Here is a 21,726-nt window from a genome sequence, read left to right as displayed (position 1 = left end):
TTCCGTTCCTTCTCAAAGAGGGGGTGTCAGTTGTCGTTCGAGGTGGACTCTTCGGGCTCGGCGACCGCGACCCGCGCCGGGCGGAGCACACGCTCGCCGATCCGGTAACCGGACTGCAGGATCTCCACGCAGGTCGGCTCGGTGACGTCGGGGGAGTAGCTGTGCAGGAGCGCCTCGTGCACCGTCGGGTCGAAAGGCTCGCCCTTGGTGCCGAAGGCACTCAGTCCCAGCTTCCCGGTGGCCGCCTCCAGCGACTCGCTCACCTTGGCGAAGCCGCCGGTGAGCTCTCCGTGGTCACGGGCCCGGCCGATGTCGTCGAGGACCGGCAGCAGCTCGGCCAGCACGCCGGCCACCGCCTGCTCCTTGACCGCGCTCCGGTCCCGCTCGACCCGCTTGCGGTAGTTGGAATACTCCGCCTGGAGGCGCTGCAGGTCCGCGGTGCGCTCGGCGAGCTGGGTGGCCAGCTCGACCGAGGCGAGGTCGGCGGCCGGAGCAGGCTGTCCGGCCTGCTCCTTGACCGCCTCGCGGACCTCGCCCGTCTCCGGGTCGATCTTGCGGTTGTCGCGGATCACCGGCTCCTCCGCGGAACCGTTCTCACGCGTGTTCACGCTCGCGCTCCCCTCGGCTCTCCCGCCGTCACTTCTTGCCGTCTTCGCGCTTCGGCTCGTCGTCCACGATCTCGGCCTCGACCACGTCCTCGTCGGCCTTCTGGCCGGCCGCGTCGTCGGCGCCGGCGGCGCCGGCCTGAGCCTCGGAGCCCTGGGACTGGGCGTAGATCGCCGAGCCCATCTTCTGGCTGACGGTGGCGAGCTTCTCGGCCGCGGTGCGGATCTCGGCCGAGTCGGTGCCCTCAAGCGTCTTCTTGAGCTCGGCGAGCGCCTCGTTGACCTCGGTCTTGATGTCGTCCGGGACCTTCTCGGCGTTCTCGCCGAGGAACTTCTCGGTCTGGTAGACGAGCGAGTCGGCGTTGTTGCGCGTCTCGGCGTCCTCGCGGCGCTTCTTGTCCTCTTCGGCGTAGGACTCGGCCTCGCGCATCATGCGCTCGATGTCGTCCTTCGGCAGCGCGGAGCCGCCGGTGATCGTCATCGTCTGCTCCTTGCCGGTGCCGAGGTCCTTGGCGGAGACGTTGACGATGCCGTTGGCGTCGATGTCGAAGGTGACCTCGATCTGCGGGATGCCGCGCGGCGCCGGGGCGATGCCGGTCAGCTCGAAGGTGGCCAGCTTCTTGTTGTAGGCGGCGATCTCGCGCTCGCCCTGGTAGACCTGGATCTGCACCGACGGCTGGTTGTCCTCGGCCGTGGTGAAGACCTCCGAGCGCTTGGTCGGGATCGTGGTGTTGCGCTCAATGATCTTGGTGAAGATGCCGCCCTTGGTCTCGATGCCCAGCGACAGCGGGGTCACGTCGAGCAGCAGGACGTCCTTGACCTCACCCTTGAGCACACCGGCCTGGAGGGCGGCGCCGATGGCCACGACCTCGTCCGGGTTGACGCCCTTGTTGGGCTCCTTGCCGCCGGTCAGCTCCTTGACGAGCTCGGCGACCGCGGGCATGCGGGTCGAGCCGCCGACGAGCACCACGTGGGCGATGTCGGAGACCTTGATGCCGGCGTCCTTGATGACCTGGTTGAACGGGCCCTTGGTCCGCTCGAGCAGGTCGGCGGTGATCCGCTGGAACTCGGCGCGGGTGAGCTTCTCCTCCAGGTGGAGGGGGCCCTCGGCCGAGGCGGTGATGTAGGGGAGGTTGACGGAGGTCTCCGACTGGCTGGAGAGCTCGATCTTGGCCTTCTCCGCCGCCTCGCGCAGGCGCTGGAGGGCCATCTTGTCCTTGGTCAGGTCCACGCCGTGGGCGTTCTTGAACCGGGTCGCGAGCTCGTCGACGACGCGCTGGTCCCAGTCGTCACCACCGAGGTGGTTGTCGCCGCTGGTGGCCTTGACCTCGACGAAGCCGTGGCCGTCCTCCTGGCCGACGTCGAGCAGGGACACGTCGAAGGTGCCGCCGCCGAGGTCGAAGACGAGGATGGTCTCGTCCTTCTCCTTGTCCAGGCCGTAGGCGAGCGCCGCCGCGGTGGGCTCGTTGATGATGCGCAGGACGTTGAGGCCGGCGATGGTGCCGGCTTCCTGCGTCGCCTGGCGCTGGGCGTCGTTGAAGTAGGCCGGGACGGTGATCACCGCGTCGGTGATCTTCTCGCCCAGGTAGGCCTCGGCGTCCTGCTTGAGCTTCTGCAGGACGAAGGCGCTGATCTGCTGCGGGGAGAACTTCTTGCCGTCGATCTCGACGGACCAGTTGGTGCCCATCTCGCGCTTGACCGAGCGGATCGTGCGGTCCACGTTGGTGACGGCCTGCCGCTTGGCGACCTCACCGACGAGGACCTCGCCGTTCTTGGCGAAGGCGACCACGGACGGCGTGGTCCGCGAGCCCTGCGCGTTGGCGATGACGGTGGGCTCACCGCCCTCGAGGATCGAGACGACGGAGTTGGTCGTCCCCAGGTCGATACCTACCGCACGTGCCATGAGTACGTCCTTGTAGTCAAAGTTGAGTCGGTCAGACTCATAGTGGAACCTCGCACGAGGTTTGTCAAACGACTTGAGTCTATGTCGCTCAACCCTGTGGGGCGTGAAAGCATTCCCGCCTTCCGGGAAACAGGAGGCGTTCCCTGTCTCCAACGAAGGAGCACGCATGATCGCTCCCACTGATCCCGGTCCGGGGGCCGAGACGTGATCGGCTCCCCCGATCTCGGGCTCGGGCTCGGGCCCGGGGCCGGGGCCGGCGAGTGGTCGCCGCGCGACGACTTCGACCGGGTCTTCGACGCCCACTTCGCCGAGATCCACCGCTACGTCGCCCGGCGCCTGGACACCGACGCCGCCGACGACATCGCGGCCGAGACCTTCCTCGTGGCCTTCCGCGACCGCGACCGCTTCGACGCCGAGCGGGGCGGCGTCCGGCCCTGGCTGTACGGCATCGCCACCAACCTGCTGGCCAGACACCGGCGGAGCGAGGTACGCCGCTGGAAGGCGCTCAGCCGTATCGAGGCGGCAGGTCATGTGGACAGCCACGAGAACGCCGTGGCCGTCAGGGTCGTCGCCGGGCAGGTGACCGGCCGGCTCGCGGGGGCGCTGGCCGGCCTGGCCAAGCGCGACCGCGACGTCGTCCTGCTCGTCGCGCTCGGCGGGCTCGCCCACGCCGAGGTGGCGGCCGCGCTGGACATTCCCTACGGGACCGTGGCGTCCCGGCTGAACCGCGCCCGCAAGCAGCTCCGCAGGGCACTGGGCGACGTCAACCCACTGGAGGCCGCCGATGGATGAGATCACCCTGCTGGCGTCCGCCCTGCCGGACGCGCCGCCGCCGACACCCGAGGCCGTCGCCCGCGCCCGCGCCCGCCTGACCACTCATGAGGTACGGCGCCGCCGTCACCCCACCTGGACACTGATCATTGGAGCCTCCATGGCCACCACCGCCGTCATCACCGCAGTCGCGCTGGCCGCGACCCTTCTGGCGCCGGCGTCACCCCCGGCGCTGGGGACACCGAAGACCGGTGGGCAACTGCTCCTGGAACTCGCCGACAGGGTGGAGAAGCTGCCGTCCGGGACCGGCGCCTACTGGCGTCTCCAGGCGACCAACGTCAGCCGCTATCCGGTCGGCAAGGAATCCGCGCGCTACTGGATCGCGTTCAGAAAGAACACGGTCCAGTGGACCCCGCGGGAGCCGGGAGACCTGTACGTCGAGGCGAAGGAGTCATCCGGCACCGGGCCGGACACACCGGGGGACGAGAAGATCTGGCGGAAGCAGGGCTCGCCCAGGCGCTGGAACCCGTTCGCGTGCGAGGACTCTTCTCCCGGCTGTCCCATCCTCACCGACAAGCCGTCGCCACGTCAGTACCGGATCATGGACAAGATCACCGACATCGGCATGGCCGGCCTCACCGTCGCCGAGCTGGACGCCCTCCCGACCGATCCGGCGCGGCTGCGGGAGCGCCTTGAGGGCTACCGCAAGGACTTGCAGAAGCAGGGCATCACACATCCCGGGGAGACATTCCTCCAGCAGGCCATGTTCGATCTGGCGGTCATGCCGGCCCCTCCCGGACTCCGGGCGGCGTTGCTGCGCCTGTACGCGGAAGAGCCCGAGGCCAGGACGGCACGGGAGGACAACGATCCGCTGGGCCGCCCCGCCGTCGCCGTCGGCCTCGGCGCGAGCCGTGCCCAAGTGGGCACCCGCGGGGTGCCGACCAAGCAGGAAATCCTCCTCGATCCTCGGACCGGTGAGGGCATGGCCCTGAGAATGGTCACGACGGCCGCGGAAGGCGGGGTCCCGAAGGGCACCGTGATGATCTACAGGGTCATCGACAAGATGGGTTGGACCGATGAGCGGCCCAAGCTTCCCTCGGGCTGCCGGCTGAAGGCCGGCGTCACCTGCCGCTGACCCCTCCGCCACGGCTCCCGCCGCGCGGCGGGAGCCGTGGCGGGCACAGGTCAGGGCTTGGCGCCGTCGACGACCTTGCGATCGCCGAGGGGGGCCTTGAGCTTGACGGTCGTCACCTTCTGGACGGCGATGGCGATGCAGGCCATGTTCCGGGCCTTGGCGCTCGGGCCCTCCCAGAGGGTGACGGTCACCCGCTTGGAGGTCTCCTTGACGCTCACACGGTCGAGCACGGTGCACGGCTCCACCCCGGACCACCAGGTGATCCGCAGGCTCCGGCCGTCCTTGGACGGCTTCGCCGTCAGCCACCGCACCTTGCGGGGGTTGACGGTGTGGCCCTGGGGCCTGGTCGCCCGGGGGCCCTGGGAGGGCTCGACCCGGGGGGCCACCGTGTGGGCCACCGGCCTGGAAGGGCCCGCGCCGGTGGTCGCGGCACCGGTGACGGCGCCGGCGTTGTGTTCGGCGCCGCAGCCCACGGCCAGCAGCAGGCTTCCGGCCAGAAGAGAGGTCGCGATCATACGCATACCCTTACAACGGACCGGGCCCCGGCCCGGTTCAGTGCATCCGGACGTCGCGCTGCAGGACCTCGGTCATGACCATCGAGACGGTGACGAAGTCGTCGTCGATGTGCAGCACGGTCAACCCGTGGTGCACGGCCGTCGCGCACAGCAGCAGGTCGATCGGTCCGGCGGAACGGTGCTGCCCTTTCTGGGTGAGTTTGTACTGGGCGTTCTCCACCCAGCGCCATGCGGCCTTGGGGACCGGGACGGACTTGCACAGGGCCTCCAGCTCGGCCTCCAGATCGTCGCGATGTGCGGGACCGGTCGCCGAGTAGAGGAACTCCGTCCTGGTCGGTTCGCAGATGCTCAGCACCCCGGATGCGATCCGGTCGGACCAGGCGTCTCGGGTCTCGGGGGTGCGCAGCAGGTGCCAGATGGCCGAGGTGTCGGCGAGATAGCGGATCAAGAGAGGAACTGCCGCCGCGCCACCTTGGCCGCCTGCCGAGCCTTCATCGCCTCGTCGAACTCACCCCGTTCCGCACGGGCCGCCAGCTTCTCCAGCGCTTCGATCCGCTTGACCCGGGCGACGTATTCGCGCAGGGCCGCGTTCACGGTGTCCTTCTTCGTCGAGGTGCCCAGCATCCTCATGGCTTCGGCGAGAGCTTCGTCGTCTATGTCGATCTGGGTGACGGTCACTCCACCCCTCCAATGTTGGTTACCACTAAATGCATTGTATATCGCCACCATAGGCGGCTGCCGGGGTCCGCGTGGGTGGATCCCATAGGCTGGTCAACCACTTCTCCTCAGGCAAGGTGCGCTGACATGATCGCGATTCTGGGAACCGGAAAGATGGGCGAGGCGCTGCTGTCGGGGCTGCTCCGGGCCGGGTTCAGGCCGGGTGACGTGATGGCGACCGCGCGGCGTGCCGAGCGGGCCGCGGCCCTCAGGGAGCGCTACGGCGTGCAGGTGGTCTCCAACGCCGAGGCCGCCAAGGGCGCCGACACGATCATCCTCGCGGTCAAGCCGCAGGACATGGGGTCCCTGCTGGCCGAGATCGCGGCGCACGTCCCGGCCGACCGGCTGGTGATCTCGGCGGCTGCGGGCATCACCACCTCGTTCGTGGAGTCGCGGCTCGGCGCCGACATCCCGGTGGTCCGGGTCATGTCCAACACACCGGTCCTGGTGGACGAGGCGATGAGCGTGATCTCGGCGGGCGCCCACGCCTCGGAGGAGCACCTCAGGCGGGCCGAGGACCTGCTCAAGCCGGTCGGCAAGGTGCTGCGCATCCCCGAGACGCAGCAGGACGCCGCCACCGCCCTGTCCGGCAGCGGCCCGGCCTACTTCTTCTATCTCGTCGAGGCCATGGTCGACGCGGGCATCCTGCTCGGCATGCCCCGCACCGCGGCCCTCGACATGGTCACCCAGTCGATCGTCGGCGCGGCCATCATGCTCCGCGACTCCGGGGAGCACCCGGTGATCCTGCGCGAGGCCGTCACCTCCCCGGGGGGCACCACCATCGCGGCCATCGCCGAGCTGGAGAGGCACAGCGTCCGCGCCGCCTTCCTGGCCGCCATCGAGGCCGCCAGGGACCGCAGCCGCCAGCTCGCCGGGGGCTGATCACCCGTCTTTTAGGAAACTTTCCTTAATAATGCATAATTCCCGCAGGACTCCGGCGGGAATGAGGCGATCGTGGCGCAGGCCGTACAGACCGGTGATCGGCGGGGACAGGCGGGGCCTGCGGTCTGGTCACGGAGTTTCGCGCTGTTCTTCACCGCGCGGTCCGTCTCCATGCTCGGGGCCGCGATGATCCCGTTCGCGACGGCGGTCGGCGTGGGCGGGCTCGGCTACGGCACCACCGGCGTCGGGCTGGCGCTGGCCGCGTGGATGGCGCCCTTCGCGGTGCTCATCCTGTTCGGCGGGGTGTTCGCCGACCGGTTCACGCCGCGGCGCATGATGATCGGCGCCGACACCGTCCGGGTGATGACCCAGGGGGCCGGCGCGGCGCTGTTCATCTTCGACCGGCCGCAGCTCTGGCAGATCCTGGCCGTCTCCGCGGTCAACGGCGTCGCCGCGGCGATGTACCAGCCCGGCGTATCCAGCACGGTCCCGCGGGTGGCCGCCGACGTGCAGCGGGCCAACGCCACCCTGCGCGTCTCCGAGTCGATCATGATGCTGGCCGGACCGGGCGTCGCGGGCGCCATCGTCGGGTTCTCCGGGGTGGGGGCCGTCTTCGCGATCGACGCGGCCGGGTTCGCGATCAGTGCGACCTGCCTGCTCCTGCTCCGCCTGCCGACGGTCGCGGCGCCCGCGGCCGAGGACTCGATGTGGCGCAACCTGCGCGGCGGCTGGCGGGAGTTCCGCTCCAGGACCTGGATGTGGTCGGTGATCCTGGTCTGGGCGGTCTTCGGCGTCACCCTGTTCGGCCCGATGATCCCGCTGGGCTCGGTGCTCATCACCGGGCGGCTCGACGAGGCCGCCTACGGCCTGGTCATGTCCGCCTCCGGGGCGGGCACCGTCGTCGGCGGCCTGATCGCGATGCGGATGCGCCCGGTCCGGCCGCTGATGGCCGGGGCGGTCGGCCTGTTCGGCTTCGGGCTGGAGCCGCTGTCCATCGCCGCCGGGGCGCCGCTGGCGGTCCTGATGGCCGCGCACGTGATCGGCGGCGCGGGCTGGGCGTTCTGGTCGGTCATGTGGGCCACGAGCGTGCAGACCCAGGTGCCGCCGGAGGCGCTCAACCGCGTCACTGCCTACGAGGTCGCCGGATCGACCCTCTTCGTCCCGATCGGCCAGGTGCTCGCCGGGCCGGTGGCGGGGGTGGTCGGGGCGCCGGAGCTGCTGATCGTGTCCGCGGCCGTCGCGGTCGCCGGCTGCGCCGCCCTGCTGCTGGTGCCCGCGGTCCGGGGCCTGCGCCGGGTGGTGCCGGCCTGACCGGCCCGGCATCCGGAGGTACGGCACGCCGTACTTCCGCGGAGCTGTACTTCCGCGGAGTCGTACTTCCGTGAAGGGGACGGATCTCCGTGAAGCCGTGTGATTAATCGGAATAAGACTGGATATTTCGCTCAGATGAAAACCGCCTTCTCCTCCGCGACAGCCGTGTAAACCCGTCCGCTCATCGGTGCGGTAACGTCGGCCGGGGTGGGAGATCGACCAGCGAGCGCGCCGCGACGCGTAGCGTCGCGATCAGACAGGGAGGGCGCATGAGCCGGTCCGTTCGGGTCGTCTGGGACGACGCGCTCACCTCCTACGACTTCGGCCCCGGCCACCCGCTCGCGCCCGTGCGGGTCGAGCTGACCATGGCACTGGCCAGGGAGCTCGGCGTGCTGGACGCGGTCGAGGTGGCCGGCTGTGCCCCCGCCACCGACGACGAGCTGGCGCTGGTCCACAAGCGTGACTACATCGAGGCCGTCAAGCGGGTCTCCGCGACCGGGCGGCCCGACATGGCCCACGGGCTCGGCAGCGAGGACAACCCCGCCTTCACCGGGGTGCACGAGGCCTCCGCGCTGATCACCGGCGCGAGCCTGGCCGCGGCCCGCGCGGTGTGGACGGGCGAGGCCGAGCACGCGGTGAACATCGCGGGCGGGCTGCACCACGCCATGGCCGCCACCGCGAGCGGGTTCTGCGTGTACAACGACCCCGCGGTGGCGATCGGCTGGCTGCTGGCGCAGGGGGCCTCCAGGGTCGCCTACGTGGACGTGGACGTCCATCACGGGGACGGCGTCCAGGCGCTGTTCCACGACGACCCCAGGGTCCTCACCGTCAGCCTGCACGAGAGCCCCCGCACCCTCTTCCCGGGCACGGGCTTCCCCGAGGAGACCGGGGCGGAGGGCAGCGCGGTCAACGTGGCGCTGCCGGCCGGCTGCGGCGACAGCGGCTGGCTGAGGGCCTTCCACGCGGTGGTGCCGCCGCTGCTGCGGGAGTTCGCCCCGGAGATCCTGGTCACCCAGCACGGCTGCGACAGCCACGCGCTGGACCCGCTGGCCCACATGATGCTCAGCCTGGACGGCCAGCGCACCGCCTACGCCGCGCTGCACGCGCTGGCCCACGAGACGGCGGGCGGCCGGTGGGTCGTGACCGGCGGCGGGGGATACGAGCTGGTGCAGGTGGTGCCCCGGGCGTGGACCCATCTGATCGCCGAGGTCTCCGGACACCCCCTCGCCCCGGCGACCGCCACCCCGCAGGCGTGGCGGCGGCTGGTCAGGGAGCGGACCAGGCAGACGCCGCCGCTGTCGCTGACCGATGGCAGAGATCCGGAATTTAGTGATTTCTCCGCTGGTTATGATCCAGCAGACCCGATCGACCGGGCCATCATGGCGACCAGGAAGGCCGTGTTCCCCTTCCACGGGCTGGATCCCCTCCCGTGACGCCGGCGGACACGCCCACCGGCCGGACGGGGAGTGCGGAGCGAGTGACGGAGGAGGTCACAGTTTGACAGCGCCCGGACCACGACGCACGGTGTCGCCGTTGACACGAGACGACCTCCGCGAGCACCTGATCCGCACCCGGATCGCCGGCGACGTGGCGACGAGCCGGGAGAACAACCTCGATCACTACAGGTCGCTGGCCAACCGGGACCCGCACCACATGTTCGGGCTGACGCCGGAGGGCCACTGGTCCTACCGCGACGTGCTGGCGCTGATGGCCAAGTCCGCCGGGGTGGTGGCCGACCCGGACCACTACGAGGGCCAGGACACCATCGACCCGGACCGCACGATCGGCGCGGTCGAGGCGATGGGCGACACGATCGCCGGCGTGCTCCGGACCGGCGCTCCCCGGATCCTCTTCGCCACCGGCCACCCCACCGGCCTGCTCACCATCCACATGGCCCTGGCCAGGCTGGCGCGCGAGCACGGCGCGACCCTGCTGGGCCCGGCCGAGGGCTGGTCCTACTGGAGCGCCGGGTTCGGCCGCAAGCGTGAGATCCGCTACATGGACGACGTCGCCATGCTGGCCGACCGGGGCGCCTTCGTGCACACCCACGACGCGGCCCCGATGCGGGCCATGCTCGATGAGCTCGGCGCCGACCGCCCCGATCTGGTGATCGCCGACCACGGCTGGGCCGGCGCGGCCGGCGAGGCGGGCGTCCTCACCGTCGGCTTCGCCGACAGCAACGACCCCGCGCTCTTCGTCGGGGAGGCGGAAGGCAAGATCGCCGTGACCGTCCCGCTCGATGACAACGTGCTACCAAGATATTACGATCCGCTGACACGCCATCTGGTCGAGAGGGTCGTGCGAGCCCTCTGAGACGGGGGTTGCGCAAAATGGGCCATCCCTATACGGGCTTTTCGCGCCTGCATTCCGTGGTGCTCGCCGACCGTTTGCCAACTTTTTGATGATTGTGGGCGACTCTAATAAGAGACAGTTGGTCCGTTCCAAGATCGAGGCGAGGGGCACGGTCCGGCTGCTGGCCAGCGAGTTTCTCCATTTCGCTGACATGGGGCTGCGGAGACTGAGAAAGTAGGGGGTTTGCGCACCCGGAGTCCCGACTTACGCTGACGGCAGTACACGTGCGTGAGCAATGGCACCAGTGGGGATAACCCGGAAACACGTGCGGAAGAGGCGTCCGATGGGTGCAGGCGAAAGACCTCTCAGCGAGGTGAAGTTCCTGACGGTGGCCGAAGTGGCCACAGTCATGAGGGTGTCCAAGATGACTGTGTACCGACTCGTGCATTCGGGCGAGCTGCCGGCCATCCGGGTCGGTCGATCCTTCCGAGTGCCGGAGCAGGCGGTGCACGACTATCTCAGGGATGCCTACATCGAGGCGGGTTGAAGCGGGCGGGCCCCGGGCGACGGGCGGGGTGACCGGTGAGGAGCCGGCCGGCCGCGTGGCCAGCGCGGAACGGCGGGCGACCAGCGGGCCGGAGTCTCCCGGCCGGACCGGCCGGACCGGCGGCGGAGGACCCATGCTTCAGTGAGGTAGCGGCGTGATCGCCACGCCGTGAGTTCCAGTACCCGGGATCCCCCCAGGGGCGATCTACCATGGATCGCCGGTAGTCTGTTGAGCCGGTGTGTTGTTCGCGCACCGGATTGACAATCTCGGCTACCAGCTACCTGGGGGTCCCGTGGGCTCTGTGATCAAGAAGCGCCGTAAGCGCATGGCGAAGAAGAAGCACCGCAAGCTTCTCAAGAAGACCCGTATTCAGCGGCGTAACAAGAAGTAGTAACGCGGATCTGCGAGGCGCCGATGACCCACACCGTGCTTGTCACCGGGGTCTCGCGCCACATCGGCGCCCGAGTGGCGAGCGTTCTCGCGGCTGACCCGGACATCGACCGGGTCATCGGAGTAGACACGGTGCCGCCGCCCTCGCTCTCACGTGATGGCGGCGTACCTCTCGGCCGGACGGAGTTCGTCCGCGTCGATCTGCGCAGCCCCGACATCGCCCAGGTGATCGCGGCCGCCGACATCGACACAGTGGTCCACATGAGCCTGGTGAGCGCCCCTCCCCGGAGTGGCGGCCGGATGCTCATGAAGGAGCACAACGTCATCGGCACCATGCAACTGCTCGGTGCCTGTCAGCGGTCCGCGACGGTCCGCCGTGTCGTCGTCCGCTCCACCACGGCGGTCTACGGCTCGTCCCCCCGCGATCCCGCGGTCTTCACCGAGGACGCGGAGCCGGGGGAGCCGCCGGCTCACGGATACGCCAAGGACGCCGCGGAGGTCGAGGGCTACGTCCGTGGCTTCGCCCGGCGGCGCCGTGACGTGACCGTGTCGACGCTCAGGTTCGCCAACTTCATGGGGCCCGGCGTCGATTCGCCGCTGACCCGTTACTTCACCCAGTCCGTGGTGCCGACCGTGTTCGGCTTCGACCCCCGGCTGCAGTTCGTCCACGAGGACGACGCGGTCGAGGTGCTCAGACGGATGGCGATGGAGGACCACCCCGGCACGTTCAACGTGGCCGGGGACGGCGTGCTCCTGCTGTCGCAGTGCGCCCGCAGGGCGGGCCTGCTCGCGCTGCCCGTGCCCTCTCCCGCCTTCCGTCTCCTGGGCGACCTCGCCCGCGGCGCGGGACTGGTCGACTTCTCCCCCGAGCAGCTCCGCCTGATGTGCCACGGCCGCGTGGTCGACACCGCCCGGCTGGCCGCCCGCCTCGGCTGGAGGCCCAAGTTCTCGACCGCCGCCGCCTTCGAGGACTTCGTCCGCGCCCGGGATCTGGCCGGCGGGCTCCCCGCGGCCATGGTGGACGCGCTGTCCCGGGTGATGACAGGGTGACTCGGATGGCAGGCGAACCCGCTGAGACAGATGACGCCGAGGTGATCCCCATCACCCGGGGGCGCTCCACGCACGTGCCGCCGCCCGTCGGCCCCGGGCCGTCGTCCGGCGCGGGGGACCCGCCGCCCGGCGCGGAGGAGCCGCCGCCGGACGACGGCGACGACCGCGGCCTCGCCGAGCTGTTCGCCTTCCTGCGCCGCCGCGTCACGGGCGACTACGAGGTCGACGAGTTCGGCTTCGACCCCGAGCTCACCGACAAGGTGCTGCTGGAGCTGATCCGCCCGCTCTACCGCCACTGGTTCCGCGTCGAGACCGTCGGCATGCACAACGTGCCGGGCGACTCCGGCGCCCTCGTGGTGGCCAACCACTCGGGCACCCTCCCGCTGGACGGGCTCATGCTCCAGGTGGCGCTCCACGACGACCATCCCGAGCGCCGCGCGGTCCGTCTCCTCGGCGCCGACCTGGTCTACCAGCTCCCGCTGCTCGGCCACCTGTCCCGCAAGACCGGCCACACCCTGGCCTGCCGTGACGACGCCGACCGCCTGCTGCGCAAGGGCGAGCTCGTCGGCGTCTTCCCCGAGGGCTTCAAGGGCGTCGGCAAGCCGTTCTCCGAGCGTTACAAGCTGCAGCGCTTCGGCCGCGGAGGCTTCGTCGCCTCCGCCATCCGCGCCGGGGTCCCGATCGTCCCCTGCTCCATCGTGGGCGCCGAGGAGATCTATCCCAAGATCGGTGACCTGCGTTTCCTGGCCAGGGCCCTGGGCCTGCCCTACCTGCCGGTCACCCCGCTGTTCCCCTGGCTGGGGCCCCTCGGCCTGGTGCCGCTGCCGTCCAAGTGGCTGATCGGTTTCGGCGAGCCCATCCGCACCGACCAGTTCGATCCCGCGGAGGCGGACGACCCCATGCTGGTCTTCAACCTCACCGACCAGGTCCGCGAGGTCATCCAGCAGCAGCTGAACGAGCTCCGCCTCCAGCGCGGCCACGCCTTCCCGCCCTTCTTCTGACCCCGGCCCCGCCCTTCTTCTGACCCCGGCCCTTCTTCCCCTGGCTCTGACTCGGTTCTGCCCCTGGCTCTTCTGGCCGCCGGCGCCGTTCCCCGCCCGCCGCGCACGCTCACCGCGCTGACCGGTCACGCCGGTTTTTTATTAGCCCTCGCGTCTAACAGTGGGCGCCCCGGGTGGCTATGGTGTCCTCGACATCGAGCCTCCGAACGCGCGGGAGTGGTCATGGGCGCACGCCGTACCGGGAGAAGGGCCGTCGTCACCGGGCTCGCTGTGGGAGCGGCGCTGGGGATCGCCGCGCGGCGGCGCAGGGCGCACGCAAAGACGGCCCTCGGCGGGCACCGCGGCAGGCAGGTCACCGTCACCACCGACGACGGGGTACGGCTCGCGGTGGACGTCGAGGAGGCCGAGTCGCCCGAGTTCGCCGTGGTCTTCGCGCACGGCTGGGTGATGAACCGGCACTGCTGGCACTTCCAACGGGAGGCGCTGGCGGGCAGGGCCACGCTGGTCTTCTACGACCAGCGCGGGCACGGGGACTCCTCGGCCGGGGCGCTCGACGCGTGCACGGTCGACCGGCTCGGCGACGACCTGGCCGCCGTGGTCGAGCAGGCCGTGCCCGGAGGGCTGCCGGTGGTGCTCGTCGGCCACTCGATGGGCGGGATGACGGTCATGGCGTTCGCCGGACGCCATCCCGGTGTCCTCGCCGCGCGCGTGGCCGGGGTGGCGCTGCTGAGCACCTCCTCCGGCCTGCTGGCCCGCAGCACGTTCGGGCTCCCCGGCCCGATCGGGCGGCTCGTCCCGCGCGTCACACCCGTCGTGTTCGAGCGCATGCTGACCCGCGCCACGCTCATCGACCGCAGCGCCGCCCTCAAGTCACGCACCAACCTGCCGGTGACCCGCTACATCGCCTTCGGTCCGCGGGCGCCACGCGGGCACGTGCGCTTCGTCAACGACATGGCCGCGGCCACCCCCACCGAGGTGATGGTCGGCTTCTTCCGCGACTTCCTCGTCCACGACAAATACGCGGCGCTGGCCGCGCTCGGCTCGGTGGAGACGCTGGTCATGGTCGGCGGCCGTGACCGGCTCATCCCGCCCGCCCACAGCCGCCGCATCGCCGAGGCGATCCCCGGCGCCGAGCTGGCCGTGCTCCCCGGGGCCGGCCACATGATCGGCCTCGAACGTCCGGAGGCCGTCAACCAGGCCCTGGTGGACCTGTTCGACCGGGCCGCCCGCCGTACGGGGGCCCGCCCGGAGCGGTAGGGGCGGCGCTCATCCGTTCTGTGGTGCCGCTCTGTTCTGTGGTGCCGGGTGCCCACCCGGGACGCTGGACGGCCATCCGGGCCGTGGGCGGTCACCCGGGACGCTGGACGGTCAACCGGAGGGCCGCGGGGCGGTGGTGGCCGGGCTCGCCTGGAGTCCCCGGGCGGTGGCCGCCGGGCTCGTCTGGAGCCGTCGGGCGGCGGTGGCCGGGGGCACTTGGGTTTCGGGTGGTGGTGACCGGGCTCGTCTGGAGCCGCCGGGCGGTGGCCGCCGGGTTCACCTGGAGTGCCGGGCGGTGGCCGCCGGGCTCACTTGGCGCGGTAGAGGCGGCGCAGGGCGACGGCGGCGGCCACGCCACCGGCGACGGCTCCGGCGCCCGCGGCGATGGGCAGGGCGACCATGGTGGCCTTACGCCCGGTGCGAAAGTCCTTGATGTCCCACTTGTTCTCCCGGGCGTGGTCACGCAGCTCGCCGTCGGGGTTGATCGCGACGGCGTTGCCGACCAGGGAGAGCAGCGGCAGGTCGTTGGCCGAGTCGCTGTAGGCCGAGCAGCGCGACAGGTCGAGCCCCTCCCGGCGGGCCAGCGCCCGGACCGCCTCGGCCTTGGCGGGGCCGTGGAGCAGGTCGCCGACCAGGCGGCCGGTGTAGACGCCGTCGACGGTCTCGGAGACGGTGCCGAGTGCGCCGGTCAGGCCGAGGCGCTGGGCGATCACGCGGGCGAGCTCCACCGGGGTCGCGGTGACCAGCCAGACGCGCTGACCGGCGTCCAGGTGGCTCTGCGCGAGGGCGCGGGTGCCCGGCCAGATCCGGTCGGCCATGGCCTCGTCGAAGATCTCCTCGCCCAGGCGGACGATGTCTTCGACCCTGCTGCCTGCCACGAACGCCAGCGCGGTCTCCCTGGCCTGGGCGATGTGCTCGGGGTTCTCGTCGCCGCGGACCCGGAACACCGCCTGGCCGAGCGCGAACTTGACCAGGTCCTTGGTGGTGAACAGCCCCCGCGAGGCCAGGCCCCGCGCGAAGTGGTAGATGGAGGCCCCGCGCATCATGGTGTTGTCGACGTCGAAGAAAGCGGCGGCGGTCGGGTCGGGATCGGCCATCGGCATCGCGACCGCTGCCGCGGCCGCCACCTCTCCGGCTATCTCCGGTCCGCCCCGCCGTCGTATCAGCCGCTTCATAGCACCTCAGCTTAACTGGCACAGGTGGGTGAAATCGGTGTACATCGCGTTAGCGGAAGGTGATGTCTCGCATGTGCGAAGGTCTTCATCCGGGCGGGGCCAGGCCCTCGATGTAGTTGAGATAGCCGTTGGCCCTGCGCCGTTCCTCGACGTCCATCTTGGGGAGCATCCCCTCGATCTGGTTGCGCTGCTTCTGGACGAAGCGCTTGAGCCGGCCCGTGCTCCTGGCGTCGCTTTTCGCGTCGCGGCGCCGCACCCGGGTCAGGGAGGTGACCGCGGAGCGGGTGGTGTCCTCCATGGCCTGGAGGGTCTCCTCGATGAGGTCGCTCTGGCGCCGGGTGGCGCCGAGGAGCTCCTCGACCTCGTGGGCGCGGGTCTCGGCGTAGTCGAAGGAGCGGCCCGCCCGTTCGGCGTCGTCGGTGCTCAGGTGGAACAGCGTGCTCTCGGCGGCGCGCTTGAGCGGGTAGAGCGTGTCTCCCGGCATCGACCGGTAGGTCGCCAGGCCCGCCAGGACCATCGTGGCCGCCAGGCCCAGGCTCAGGAACCGGGCCAGCGGACCCGGGCGCGGCCTCGGCCGTGCCGGGGCGGGCCGTTCGGCGGGCGGGCCGTCCTGGCCGGAGGCGTCCATGAGGCGGTCGCGGAGCGCGGAGCGGAACTCCGGACGGGGACCGCCTCCCATCCGGGAGCCGAGCCTCGTCACGCGGTTCTGGATGCGCGCCTGCGATCTCCGTGAGATCCCGGGCAGCCACTTACCCATGAACGCTCCCTGCCGCCCCCAGCTCACGATCCATCGTTGTCACTTGCCTAACGAGGGCTCGGCGCGCCAGGTTACGCGGTACGTCGCCATCGGAATCCGGCATGGCGGCCAAGGTCAGCTGAGGTCCGAGGGGAGTGCGCGGGCGAGCGCCCGGATCGCCCGGAACTGCAGCGCCTTGATCGCCCCGCTCTTCTTGCCCATGATGAGCGCGGTCTCCGCCAGCGACATGCCGTGCAGGAAGCGCAGGACCACGCACTCCTGCTGCTCGGGGCCGAGATCGCGGACGGCGCTGAGCACCCGATCGCTGATCATTGCGGTGACGACGGCGTTCTCCGGGATGTGCGGGCCGTCGAGCGGGGTGTCGATCACCTCGGCCGTCGAGACCTCAAGCCGGTACCTGCCGGATTTGAAGTGGTCGGTGATCAGGTTCCTGGCGATCGTCACGAGCCAGGCTCCGAAGTCGCGTCCCTGCCAGGTGAAGTCGGCGATCCGGCGGAGCGCGCGCAGGAAGGTCTCGCTCGTGAGGTCCTCGGCCAGCGGGTGGGATCCGACCCGGAAGTAGATGTAGCGGTAGACGAGGTCGAGATAGCGGTCGTAGAGCGTGCCAAACGCGTCCGTGTCTCCCGTTTTGGCACGCAGAACGAGCCTCCGGAGATCCTCCGAGGCGTCCTCGCGGGCGGCGAGCTCATTTCTGCGGACAGGCTGGGCCGCCCCGGAAGCGGTGGGGACAGGCCCGGCGAATGGCCACGTGTCTGGCATCCGGTATCCCTGTGGGGGAGGGGGTGCGGCGTGCTCGCTCACTCTAGAAATGAACAGGAAATTCCACAATCCACTTCGTAACGTCGTGACTAGGGGTAATCGGTCGATACGGTGTGGGGCCGGTAGTTTCTGGCCGGACCGAGGAGCCGACTACCAGTTCGGCTACCGGTTAGGGGGTAATGTCCGGCAGCATTGGAGACACCATGGAAGTCCTCGTCGCTGTCATCGCCTTTGCCGGTGCGCTGCTCGCCGCCATTGCCACAGTCGCCCTCGTCGGCCGTCTCCGCGAGGAGCCCAAAGGCTGGCTGATCGCCTGGAGCATTACGACGGCGGCGCTCTGCCTGTCACTCGGAGTGATCGGTACCGGTCATTTAGTGGGATTTGGGTCGGCCACATTCCGGATTTACCAGCTGACCGGCTCGCTGCTCGCCCCGCTCTGGCTGGCCGTCGGAGTGGTCCAGCTCCTGGCGCGCAAGTCCAGCGCCAGGTTCGCCTCCTGGCTGCTGGGGACCGCGTTCACCGTCGTCGCCGCGGTGATCATGATGGTCGACCCGCTCCGGCTGGACACGGCGTTCTCCAAGACGCTGCCCGGCAGGAACTACTGGGGGTTGCCGCCGACCTACCTGCTCGGGGCCGTCCACCTGGCCGTCGCGCTCGTCCTGCTGGCCGGCATCGCGTTCGCGGTCCTGCGCTGGCGCGGGGGCGACGACTACGACGCCGACAACATGCACGCGCTTCTGGCACTCGGTCCGACGGGCCTGGCCCTGCTCGGAGCCGTGAGCTTCACGGTCCCGGGGATGTTCACCGCGCTCCTGCTGTGCGTCACCGCCGCCGCGGTCTGGTACGTCGTGCTCCGCCCGCTCGCGCCCTACGAGGACGAGGACGACGAGGACGACGAGCCGGACGACGGCTGGGAGGAGCGCCGGCCGGCCGGCCGCCGCGCGGCCACCGATCCGCCCCGGGACGTGCAGGTCGCCGGCCGCCGCCGGGCGCTGCCCGAGGAGCCGTCCCGGCGCTCGGGCCTCGGCGACCTGGTGGCCGAATACCGCGCGGGCGAGCAGGAGGTCGACTACGCGGCACGCATGCAGCAGCCTCCCGCCCAGGGCGATCCGTTCGGCGGCCCCGCCACCGGCACCTTCATGGCCGGCGAGTACGGCATGCCGTCCCCCGGCCGGCCCGGGGGCGGCGAATACACCCAGCCGCCCCCGGTGACCGGCCAGTTCGGGATGGCGCCGGCCGGCCAGGCGACCGGCGAGTACGACATCCCGGCCAACGAGTACGGCAGGCACACGGGCCCCGGCGGGCCGGGCGGAGCCGGCAGGGCCGCCGGTCCCAGCACCGGGGAGTTCGCCAGACCCGACGCGGCCTACGGCACCCAGCCGGGCGGCAGCCTCCAGCCGATGCCCGCCGACCAGGCGTTCGGCACATCCTCCGGATACGGTCAGGGCGCCCCCGGACACGGCGCCCCCGGACACGGCACGGCCGGTTACGGCCAGGCCCCGGACCGCGGCCTCGGCGGCGCCCCCGGTTACGGCCAGGGCCCCGACCTGGGGCGCGGCGGCCCGCAGGCGGCCGGGCCCGGCTATCCGGGCGCCGCGGCCGAGCAGCCGGGCGGCTCCTCCCGCCCGTCCCCCAGCATCTTCGGCCTGCTGACCGTGTTCACCCTGATCGACGGCAGCGGGGAGCGGTTCGACCGGCTGGCCGAGGAGACGCTTGAGGCCGTCCGCCACTCCGAGCCCGACACGCTCATCTACGTGTGCCACTCGGTGAAGTCGGCCCCGCTCCAGCGCATCATCTACGAGCTCTACCGCGACGAGGTCGCCTACTCCGACCACCAGCGCCAGCCGCACGTGGAGCGTTTCGTCAGCGAGCGGCAGAACATGGTGCTGGCCACCAACGTGATCGAGCTCAATGTGAACGCCGCGAAGGTGATGCCGCTCCCGACGGCCTTCAGGCTCTGAGCGCGGCGCGCAGGCGGTTCTCGTCGACGCGCCAGAAGTCGTGCTGGACGCCGTCGACGAGGGTGACCGGGATCATCTCCCAGTATCGGGCCTGGTCCTCCTCGGAGGCGGTGATGTCGCGCTCCTCCCAGGGGACGCCCAGCTCCGTGGCGACCCGCTCGATCACCGTTCGAGCGTCGTCGCACAGGTGACAGCCGGGCTTGCCGAGCAACGTGATGCGGTGGTCCTGCGGTGCCATGCCCGTCACGGTAGCCGAGTCGCGGGCATGTACCGGCGATCTCCCCTTCCGCAATCAGGGAGAAAGCCATCGAGAGCGCGGCAGGTTACGCTGCTGGCACCGGGAGAGTGATCTCTCCGTAGTCGGAGGAGCGACGGGGAGGACACGCACCGTCAGCGCCGCGGCGGCGCCGCCGGCCCCCACTTTGTGCACCGGTTCACAAAGGGACTAACCTGAATGACAGTGGCCTCACCTCGTCATCCGTCGCGTCCGGGCCGCGCCGGCCGCCTGTCCCCCTGGAGCTCCGGCACGTGATCCGCCGTCTGTCCCAAGCCCGTGAACGTGGCATCCCCGAGGCGACCGTCGCCCGGCTGCCGCTCTACCTGCGCGCGCTGAACGGCATGGCCGAGCGGGGTCTGGCGACCGTGAGCTCGGAGGATCTTGCCGTGGCGGCCGGGGTCAACTCGGCCAAGCTCCGCAAGGACCTGTCCCACCTGGGCTCCTACGGCACCCGCGGGGTCGGCTACGACGTCGAATACCTCATCTACCAGATCTCCCGCGAGCTGGGTCTGACCCAGGACTGGGCCGTTGCCATCGTCGGAGTGGGTAACCTCGGTCGTGCACTTGCCAACTACGGCGGGTTCGTCTCGCGTGGATTCCGGGTCGCCGCTCTCCTCGACGCCGACCCCGAAGTGGTGGGCGACCATATCGCCGGATTGAATGTGGAGCACATCGACGAGCTGGAAGCCGTGATAAAGCGGCGGGGAGTGTCGATCGTGGTGCTCGCGACGCCGGCGGCGGCGGCCCAGCAGGTGGCCGACCGGGTCATCGCCGCTGGGGTCACCAGCATCCTGAACTTCGCCCCCGTCGTACTTGCCGTGCCAGAAGGCGTCGATATCCGTAAAGTCGACCTATCTATTGAATTGCAGATCCTTGCGTTCCACGAGCAGCGCAAAACGGATCGGATGACTGGGGGGCCTGCGATGGCCGAGGAGTGGCCTGAGGCGGTGGACCTGTGAGCGAGCACGAGGTGCGGGCCCAGGGTCGCCGCGTCTCTCGAAACGACGCGGGAGACCGGGCACGTCCGCGTCCGGGGAGAGGCGGGGAAGGCCGATGAGCGTTCTCGTCGTCGGCCTCAGCCACCGGACCGCTCCGGTGGCCCTGCTGGAGCGGGTCTCCGTCTCCGGTGACGCGCTGGTCAAGCTGCTCCACGCCGTCCAGCGGGATGCCTGCGTGGCCGAGGCCATGGTCGTCTCGACCTGCAACCGGGTCGAGGTCTACGCCACCGTGGACCGCTTCCACGCCGCGGTGACCGCGATCTCCGAGCTGCTGTCCGTCCACTCGGGCGTGCCCATGGAGCAGCTCTCGGCCCACCTCTACGTGCACTACGAGGACCGGGCCGTCGAGCACCTGTTCTCGATGGGGTCGGGCCTCGACTCGATGGTCCTGGGCGAGGGGCAGATCCTCGGCCAGGTCCGCACGGCCCTCAAGCTCGCCCAGGAGCAGGGCACGCTGGGCCCGACGCTCAACGAGCTGGTCCAGCAGGCGCTGCGGGTGGGCAAGCGTTCCCACACCGAGACCGGGATCGACCGGGCGGGCGCCTCCCTCGTGGGCGTGGGGCTCACCCTCGCCGAGCGCACACTCGGCCCGATCCAGGGCAGGCGCGCCCTGGTGGTCGGCGCCGGCTCGATGAGCGCCCTGTCGGCCGCGACCCTGCAGCGGGCCGGCGTCACCGACATCGTGGTGGTCAACCGGACCCACGAGCGCGCCGTACGGCTGGCCCAGACGGTGGGCGGCCGGGCCGCCGAGTTCGGCGACCTGACCCGCGAGCTGGCCGAGGCCGACCTCGTCATCTCGTGCACCGGCGCCACCGACGTGGTCATCACCGCCGACATGGTGGCGGCCCGGGAGATGTTCCTGCTGGACCTCGCGCTGCCCCACGACGTGGACCCCGCCGTACGGCGGCTGCCCGGCGTCACCCTCGTCGACCTGGAGTCGATGCAGGACGGCGCGGCCGACGCGGACACCGACGACGGCGGGCGCGCCGAGGCGGTCACCGCCGTCCGCCGGATCGTCGCCGCCGAGGTGGAGGCATACCTGTCGGCCGAGCGCGCCGCGCGGGTGACCCCGACCGTGGTCGCGCTGCGGACCAAGGCCGCGGACGTGGTCGAGGCGGAGCTCGGGCGGCTCACCGCGCGGCTCCCGGAGCTCGACGGGCGGGTCCGCGACGAGGTCACGCAGACGATCCGGCGCGTGGTCGACAAACTGCTCCATGAGCCCACCGTGCGTGTCAAACAGCTCGCGGAGTCTCCGGCAGGCGATCATTATGCGGAGGCGTTGCGTGAGCTGTTCGACCTGGACCCGAAGGTCCCGCGCGCGGTGAGAAGCATCGAGAGGGCGGACACCGAGACAACCAGGACGACCAAGAAGGGGGTGGGCAGGTGAGCGACGTCTCCTCGCCGCTCAGGCTGGGCACCAGGC

Annotated in this window: 23 protein-coding genes; 14 read left to right on the top strand and 9 right to left on the bottom strand. The window is 70.6% G+C overall.

The genetic code is table 11. The features are described 5' to 3' along the window. Positions 1-26: 26 nt before the first annotated feature. Together grpE and dnaK are read right to left on the bottom strand one after the other, a co-directional pair. On the bottom strand, positions 27-608 hold the full coding sequence (gene grpE, locus J2S55_RS13925; protein WP_306860540.1) for a nucleotide exchange factor GrpE: 582 nt from the start codon (positions 606-608) through the stop codon (positions 27-29). A 28-nt stretch (positions 609-636) separates the two neighbouring features. Beyond that, positions 637-2,508, bottom strand: a complete 1,872-nt coding sequence (gene dnaK / locus J2S55_RS13920; RefSeq protein WP_306860538.1) for a molecular chaperone DnaK — start codon at positions 2,506-2,508, stop codon at positions 637-639. 204 nt (positions 2,509-2,712) lie between these two features. Between dnaK and J2S55_RS13915 the strand changes: the two genes are divergently transcribed. Together J2S55_RS13915 and J2S55_RS13910 are read left to right on the top strand one after the other, a co-directional pair. Next, the gene (locus J2S55_RS13915) at positions 2,713-3,300 is read left to right on the top strand and encodes an RNA polymerase sigma factor (protein WP_306860536.1); all 588 of its coding nucleotides are present in this window, start codon (positions 2,713-2,715) and stop codon (positions 3,298-3,300) included. Next, positions 3,293-4,414: a CU044_5270 family protein gene (locus J2S55_RS13910; RefSeq protein ID WP_306860534.1), complete on the top strand. Its 1,122-nt coding sequence runs from the start codon at positions 3,293-3,295 to the stop codon at positions 4,412-4,414. The genes J2S55_RS13915 and J2S55_RS13910 overlap by 8 nt, the downstream gene beginning before the upstream one ends. 50 nt (positions 4,415-4,464) lie before the next feature. Here the strand turns inward: J2S55_RS13910 and J2S55_RS13905 are convergent, their stop codons facing one another. From J2S55_RS13905 to J2S55_RS13895, 3 genes are read right to left on the bottom strand one after another with little or no spacing between them, the layout of a single operon-like run. Beyond that, complete coding sequence (locus J2S55_RS13905; protein ID WP_306860532.1) at positions 4,465-4,929, bottom strand: hypothetical protein; 465 nt, start codon at positions 4,927-4,929, stop codon at positions 4,465-4,467. Positions 4,930-4,966: 37 nt separating this feature from the next. Then, complete coding sequence (locus J2S55_RS13900; protein WP_306860530.1) at positions 4,967-5,377, bottom strand: PIN domain nuclease; 411 nt, start codon at positions 5,375-5,377, stop codon at positions 4,967-4,969. Beyond that, positions 5,374-5,607, bottom strand: a complete 234-nt coding sequence (locus J2S55_RS13895) for a type II toxin-antitoxin system VapB family antitoxin (RefSeq protein WP_306860528.1) — start codon at positions 5,605-5,607, stop codon at positions 5,374-5,376. The genes J2S55_RS13900 and J2S55_RS13895 overlap by 4 nt, the downstream gene beginning before the upstream one ends. A 126-nt stretch (positions 5,608-5,733) precedes the next feature. Between J2S55_RS13895 and proC the strand changes: the two genes are divergently transcribed. From proC to J2S55_RS13850, 9 genes are all read left to right on the top strand, one after another. Continuing rightward, complete coding sequence (gene proC, locus J2S55_RS13890; protein ID WP_306860526.1) at positions 5,734-6,528, top strand: pyrroline-5-carboxylate reductase; 795 nt, start codon at positions 5,734-5,736, stop codon at positions 6,526-6,528. Positions 6,529-6,600: 72 nt separating this feature from the next. Further along, positions 6,601-7,839 carry an MFS transporter gene (locus J2S55_RS13885; protein WP_306860524.1) on the top strand — a complete coding sequence of 413 codons (1,239 nt, stop codon included), beginning with the start codon at positions 6,601-6,603 and terminating at the stop codon, positions 7,837-7,839. Between the two features lie 269 nt (positions 7,840-8,108). Further along, a complete protein-coding gene (locus J2S55_RS13880; RefSeq protein WP_306860522.1) occupies positions 8,109-9,272 on the top strand; it encodes an acetoin utilization protein AcuC in 1,164 nt (387 codons plus the stop codon). 91 nt (positions 9,273-9,363) lie between these two features. After that, on the top strand, positions 9,364-10,152 hold the full coding sequence (locus tag J2S55_RS13875; RefSeq protein ID WP_306875412.1) for a phosphatase: 789 nt from the start codon (positions 9,364-9,366) through the stop codon (positions 10,150-10,152). A 322-nt stretch (positions 10,153-10,474) separates the two neighbouring features. Then, entirely contained in the window at positions 10,475-10,678 is a 204-nt protein-coding gene (locus J2S55_RS13870; protein WP_012887307.1) for a helix-turn-helix domain-containing protein, read from the top strand. Positions 10,679-10,970: 292 nt separating this feature from the next. Beyond that, on the top strand, positions 10,971-11,069 hold the full coding sequence (locus tag J2S55_RS13865; protein ID WP_018654693.1) for a 30S ribosomal protein bS22: 99 nt from the start codon (positions 10,971-10,973) through the stop codon (positions 11,067-11,069). A gap of 23 nt (positions 11,070-11,092) precedes the next feature. Beyond that, positions 11,093-12,118, top strand: a complete 1,026-nt coding sequence (locus J2S55_RS13860; RefSeq protein WP_306860513.1) for an NAD-dependent epimerase/dehydratase family protein — start codon at positions 11,093-11,095, stop codon at positions 12,116-12,118. 5 nt (positions 12,119-12,123) lie between these two features. Further along, positions 12,124-13,119, top strand: coding sequence for a lysophospholipid acyltransferase family protein (locus tag J2S55_RS13855; protein WP_306860510.1), 996 nt, complete (start codon positions 12,124-12,126; stop codon positions 13,117-13,119). 222 nt (positions 13,120-13,341) lie between these two features. After that, positions 13,342-14,376 (top strand): alpha/beta fold hydrolase, encoded by a 1,035-nt coding sequence (locus J2S55_RS13850; protein WP_306860508.1) that lies wholly within the window; start codon positions 13,342-13,344, stop codon positions 14,374-14,376. A 308-nt stretch (positions 14,377-14,684) separates the two neighbouring features. Here the strand turns inward: J2S55_RS13850 and J2S55_RS13845 are convergent, their stop codons facing one another. The 3 genes from J2S55_RS13845 to J2S55_RS13835 all read right to left on the bottom strand — a co-directional run bounded on the left by J2S55_RS13845 (position 14,685) and on the right by J2S55_RS13835 (position 17,067). Beyond that, positions 14,685-15,551: an HAD family hydrolase gene (locus tag J2S55_RS13845; RefSeq protein ID WP_306860505.1), complete on the bottom strand. Its 867-nt coding sequence runs from the start codon at positions 15,549-15,551 to the stop codon at positions 14,685-14,687. Positions 15,552-15,636: 85 nt separating this feature from the next. After that, a complete protein-coding gene (locus J2S55_RS13840; RefSeq protein ID WP_306860503.1) occupies positions 15,637-16,308 on the bottom strand; it encodes a DUF5667 domain-containing protein in 672 nt (223 codons plus the stop codon). Positions 16,309-16,422: 114 nt separating this feature from the next. Further along, positions 16,423-17,067, bottom strand: coding sequence for a sigma-70 family RNA polymerase sigma factor (locus J2S55_RS13835; protein ID WP_306860502.1), 645 nt, complete (start codon positions 17,065-17,067; stop codon positions 16,423-16,425). Between the two features lie 203 nt (positions 17,068-17,270). On the opposite strand from J2S55_RS13835, the gene J2S55_RS13830 reads away from it, so the two are divergent. Then, on the top strand, positions 17,271-19,028 hold the full coding sequence (locus J2S55_RS13830) for an antibiotic biosynthesis monooxygenase (protein ID WP_306860500.1): 1,758 nt from the start codon (positions 17,271-17,273) through the stop codon (positions 19,026-19,028). Here J2S55_RS13830 and J2S55_RS13825 read toward each other — a convergent pair. Further along, positions 19,018-19,266: a glutaredoxin family protein gene (locus tag J2S55_RS13825; protein WP_306860498.1), complete on the bottom strand. Its 249-nt coding sequence runs from the start codon at positions 19,264-19,266 to the stop codon at positions 19,018-19,020. The genes J2S55_RS13830 and J2S55_RS13825 overlap by 11 nt on opposite strands. Positions 19,267-19,556: 290 nt before the next feature. On the opposite strand from J2S55_RS13825, the gene J2S55_RS13820 reads away from it, so the two are divergent. Together J2S55_RS13820 and J2S55_RS13815 are read left to right on the top strand one after the other, a co-directional pair. Continuing rightward, the gene (locus J2S55_RS13820) at positions 19,557-20,264 is read left to right on the top strand and encodes a redox-sensing transcriptional repressor Rex (RefSeq protein WP_012887317.1); all 708 of its coding nucleotides are present in this window, start codon (positions 19,557-19,559) and stop codon (positions 20,262-20,264) included. 94 nt (positions 20,265-20,358) lie between these two features. Continuing rightward, positions 20,359-21,690, top strand: coding sequence for a glutamyl-tRNA reductase (locus tag J2S55_RS13815; RefSeq protein WP_306860493.1), 1,332 nt, complete (start codon positions 20,359-20,361; stop codon positions 21,688-21,690). Positions 21,691-21,726 lie beyond the last annotated feature (36 nt).

It is taken from the genome of Streptosporangium brasiliense (genome assembly GCF_030811595.1).
GTDB lineage: Bacteria > Actinomycetota > Actinomycetes > Streptosporangiales > Streptosporangiaceae > Streptosporangium > Streptosporangium brasiliense.
This window is presented reverse-complemented; position numbering and strand designations above follow the sequence as displayed.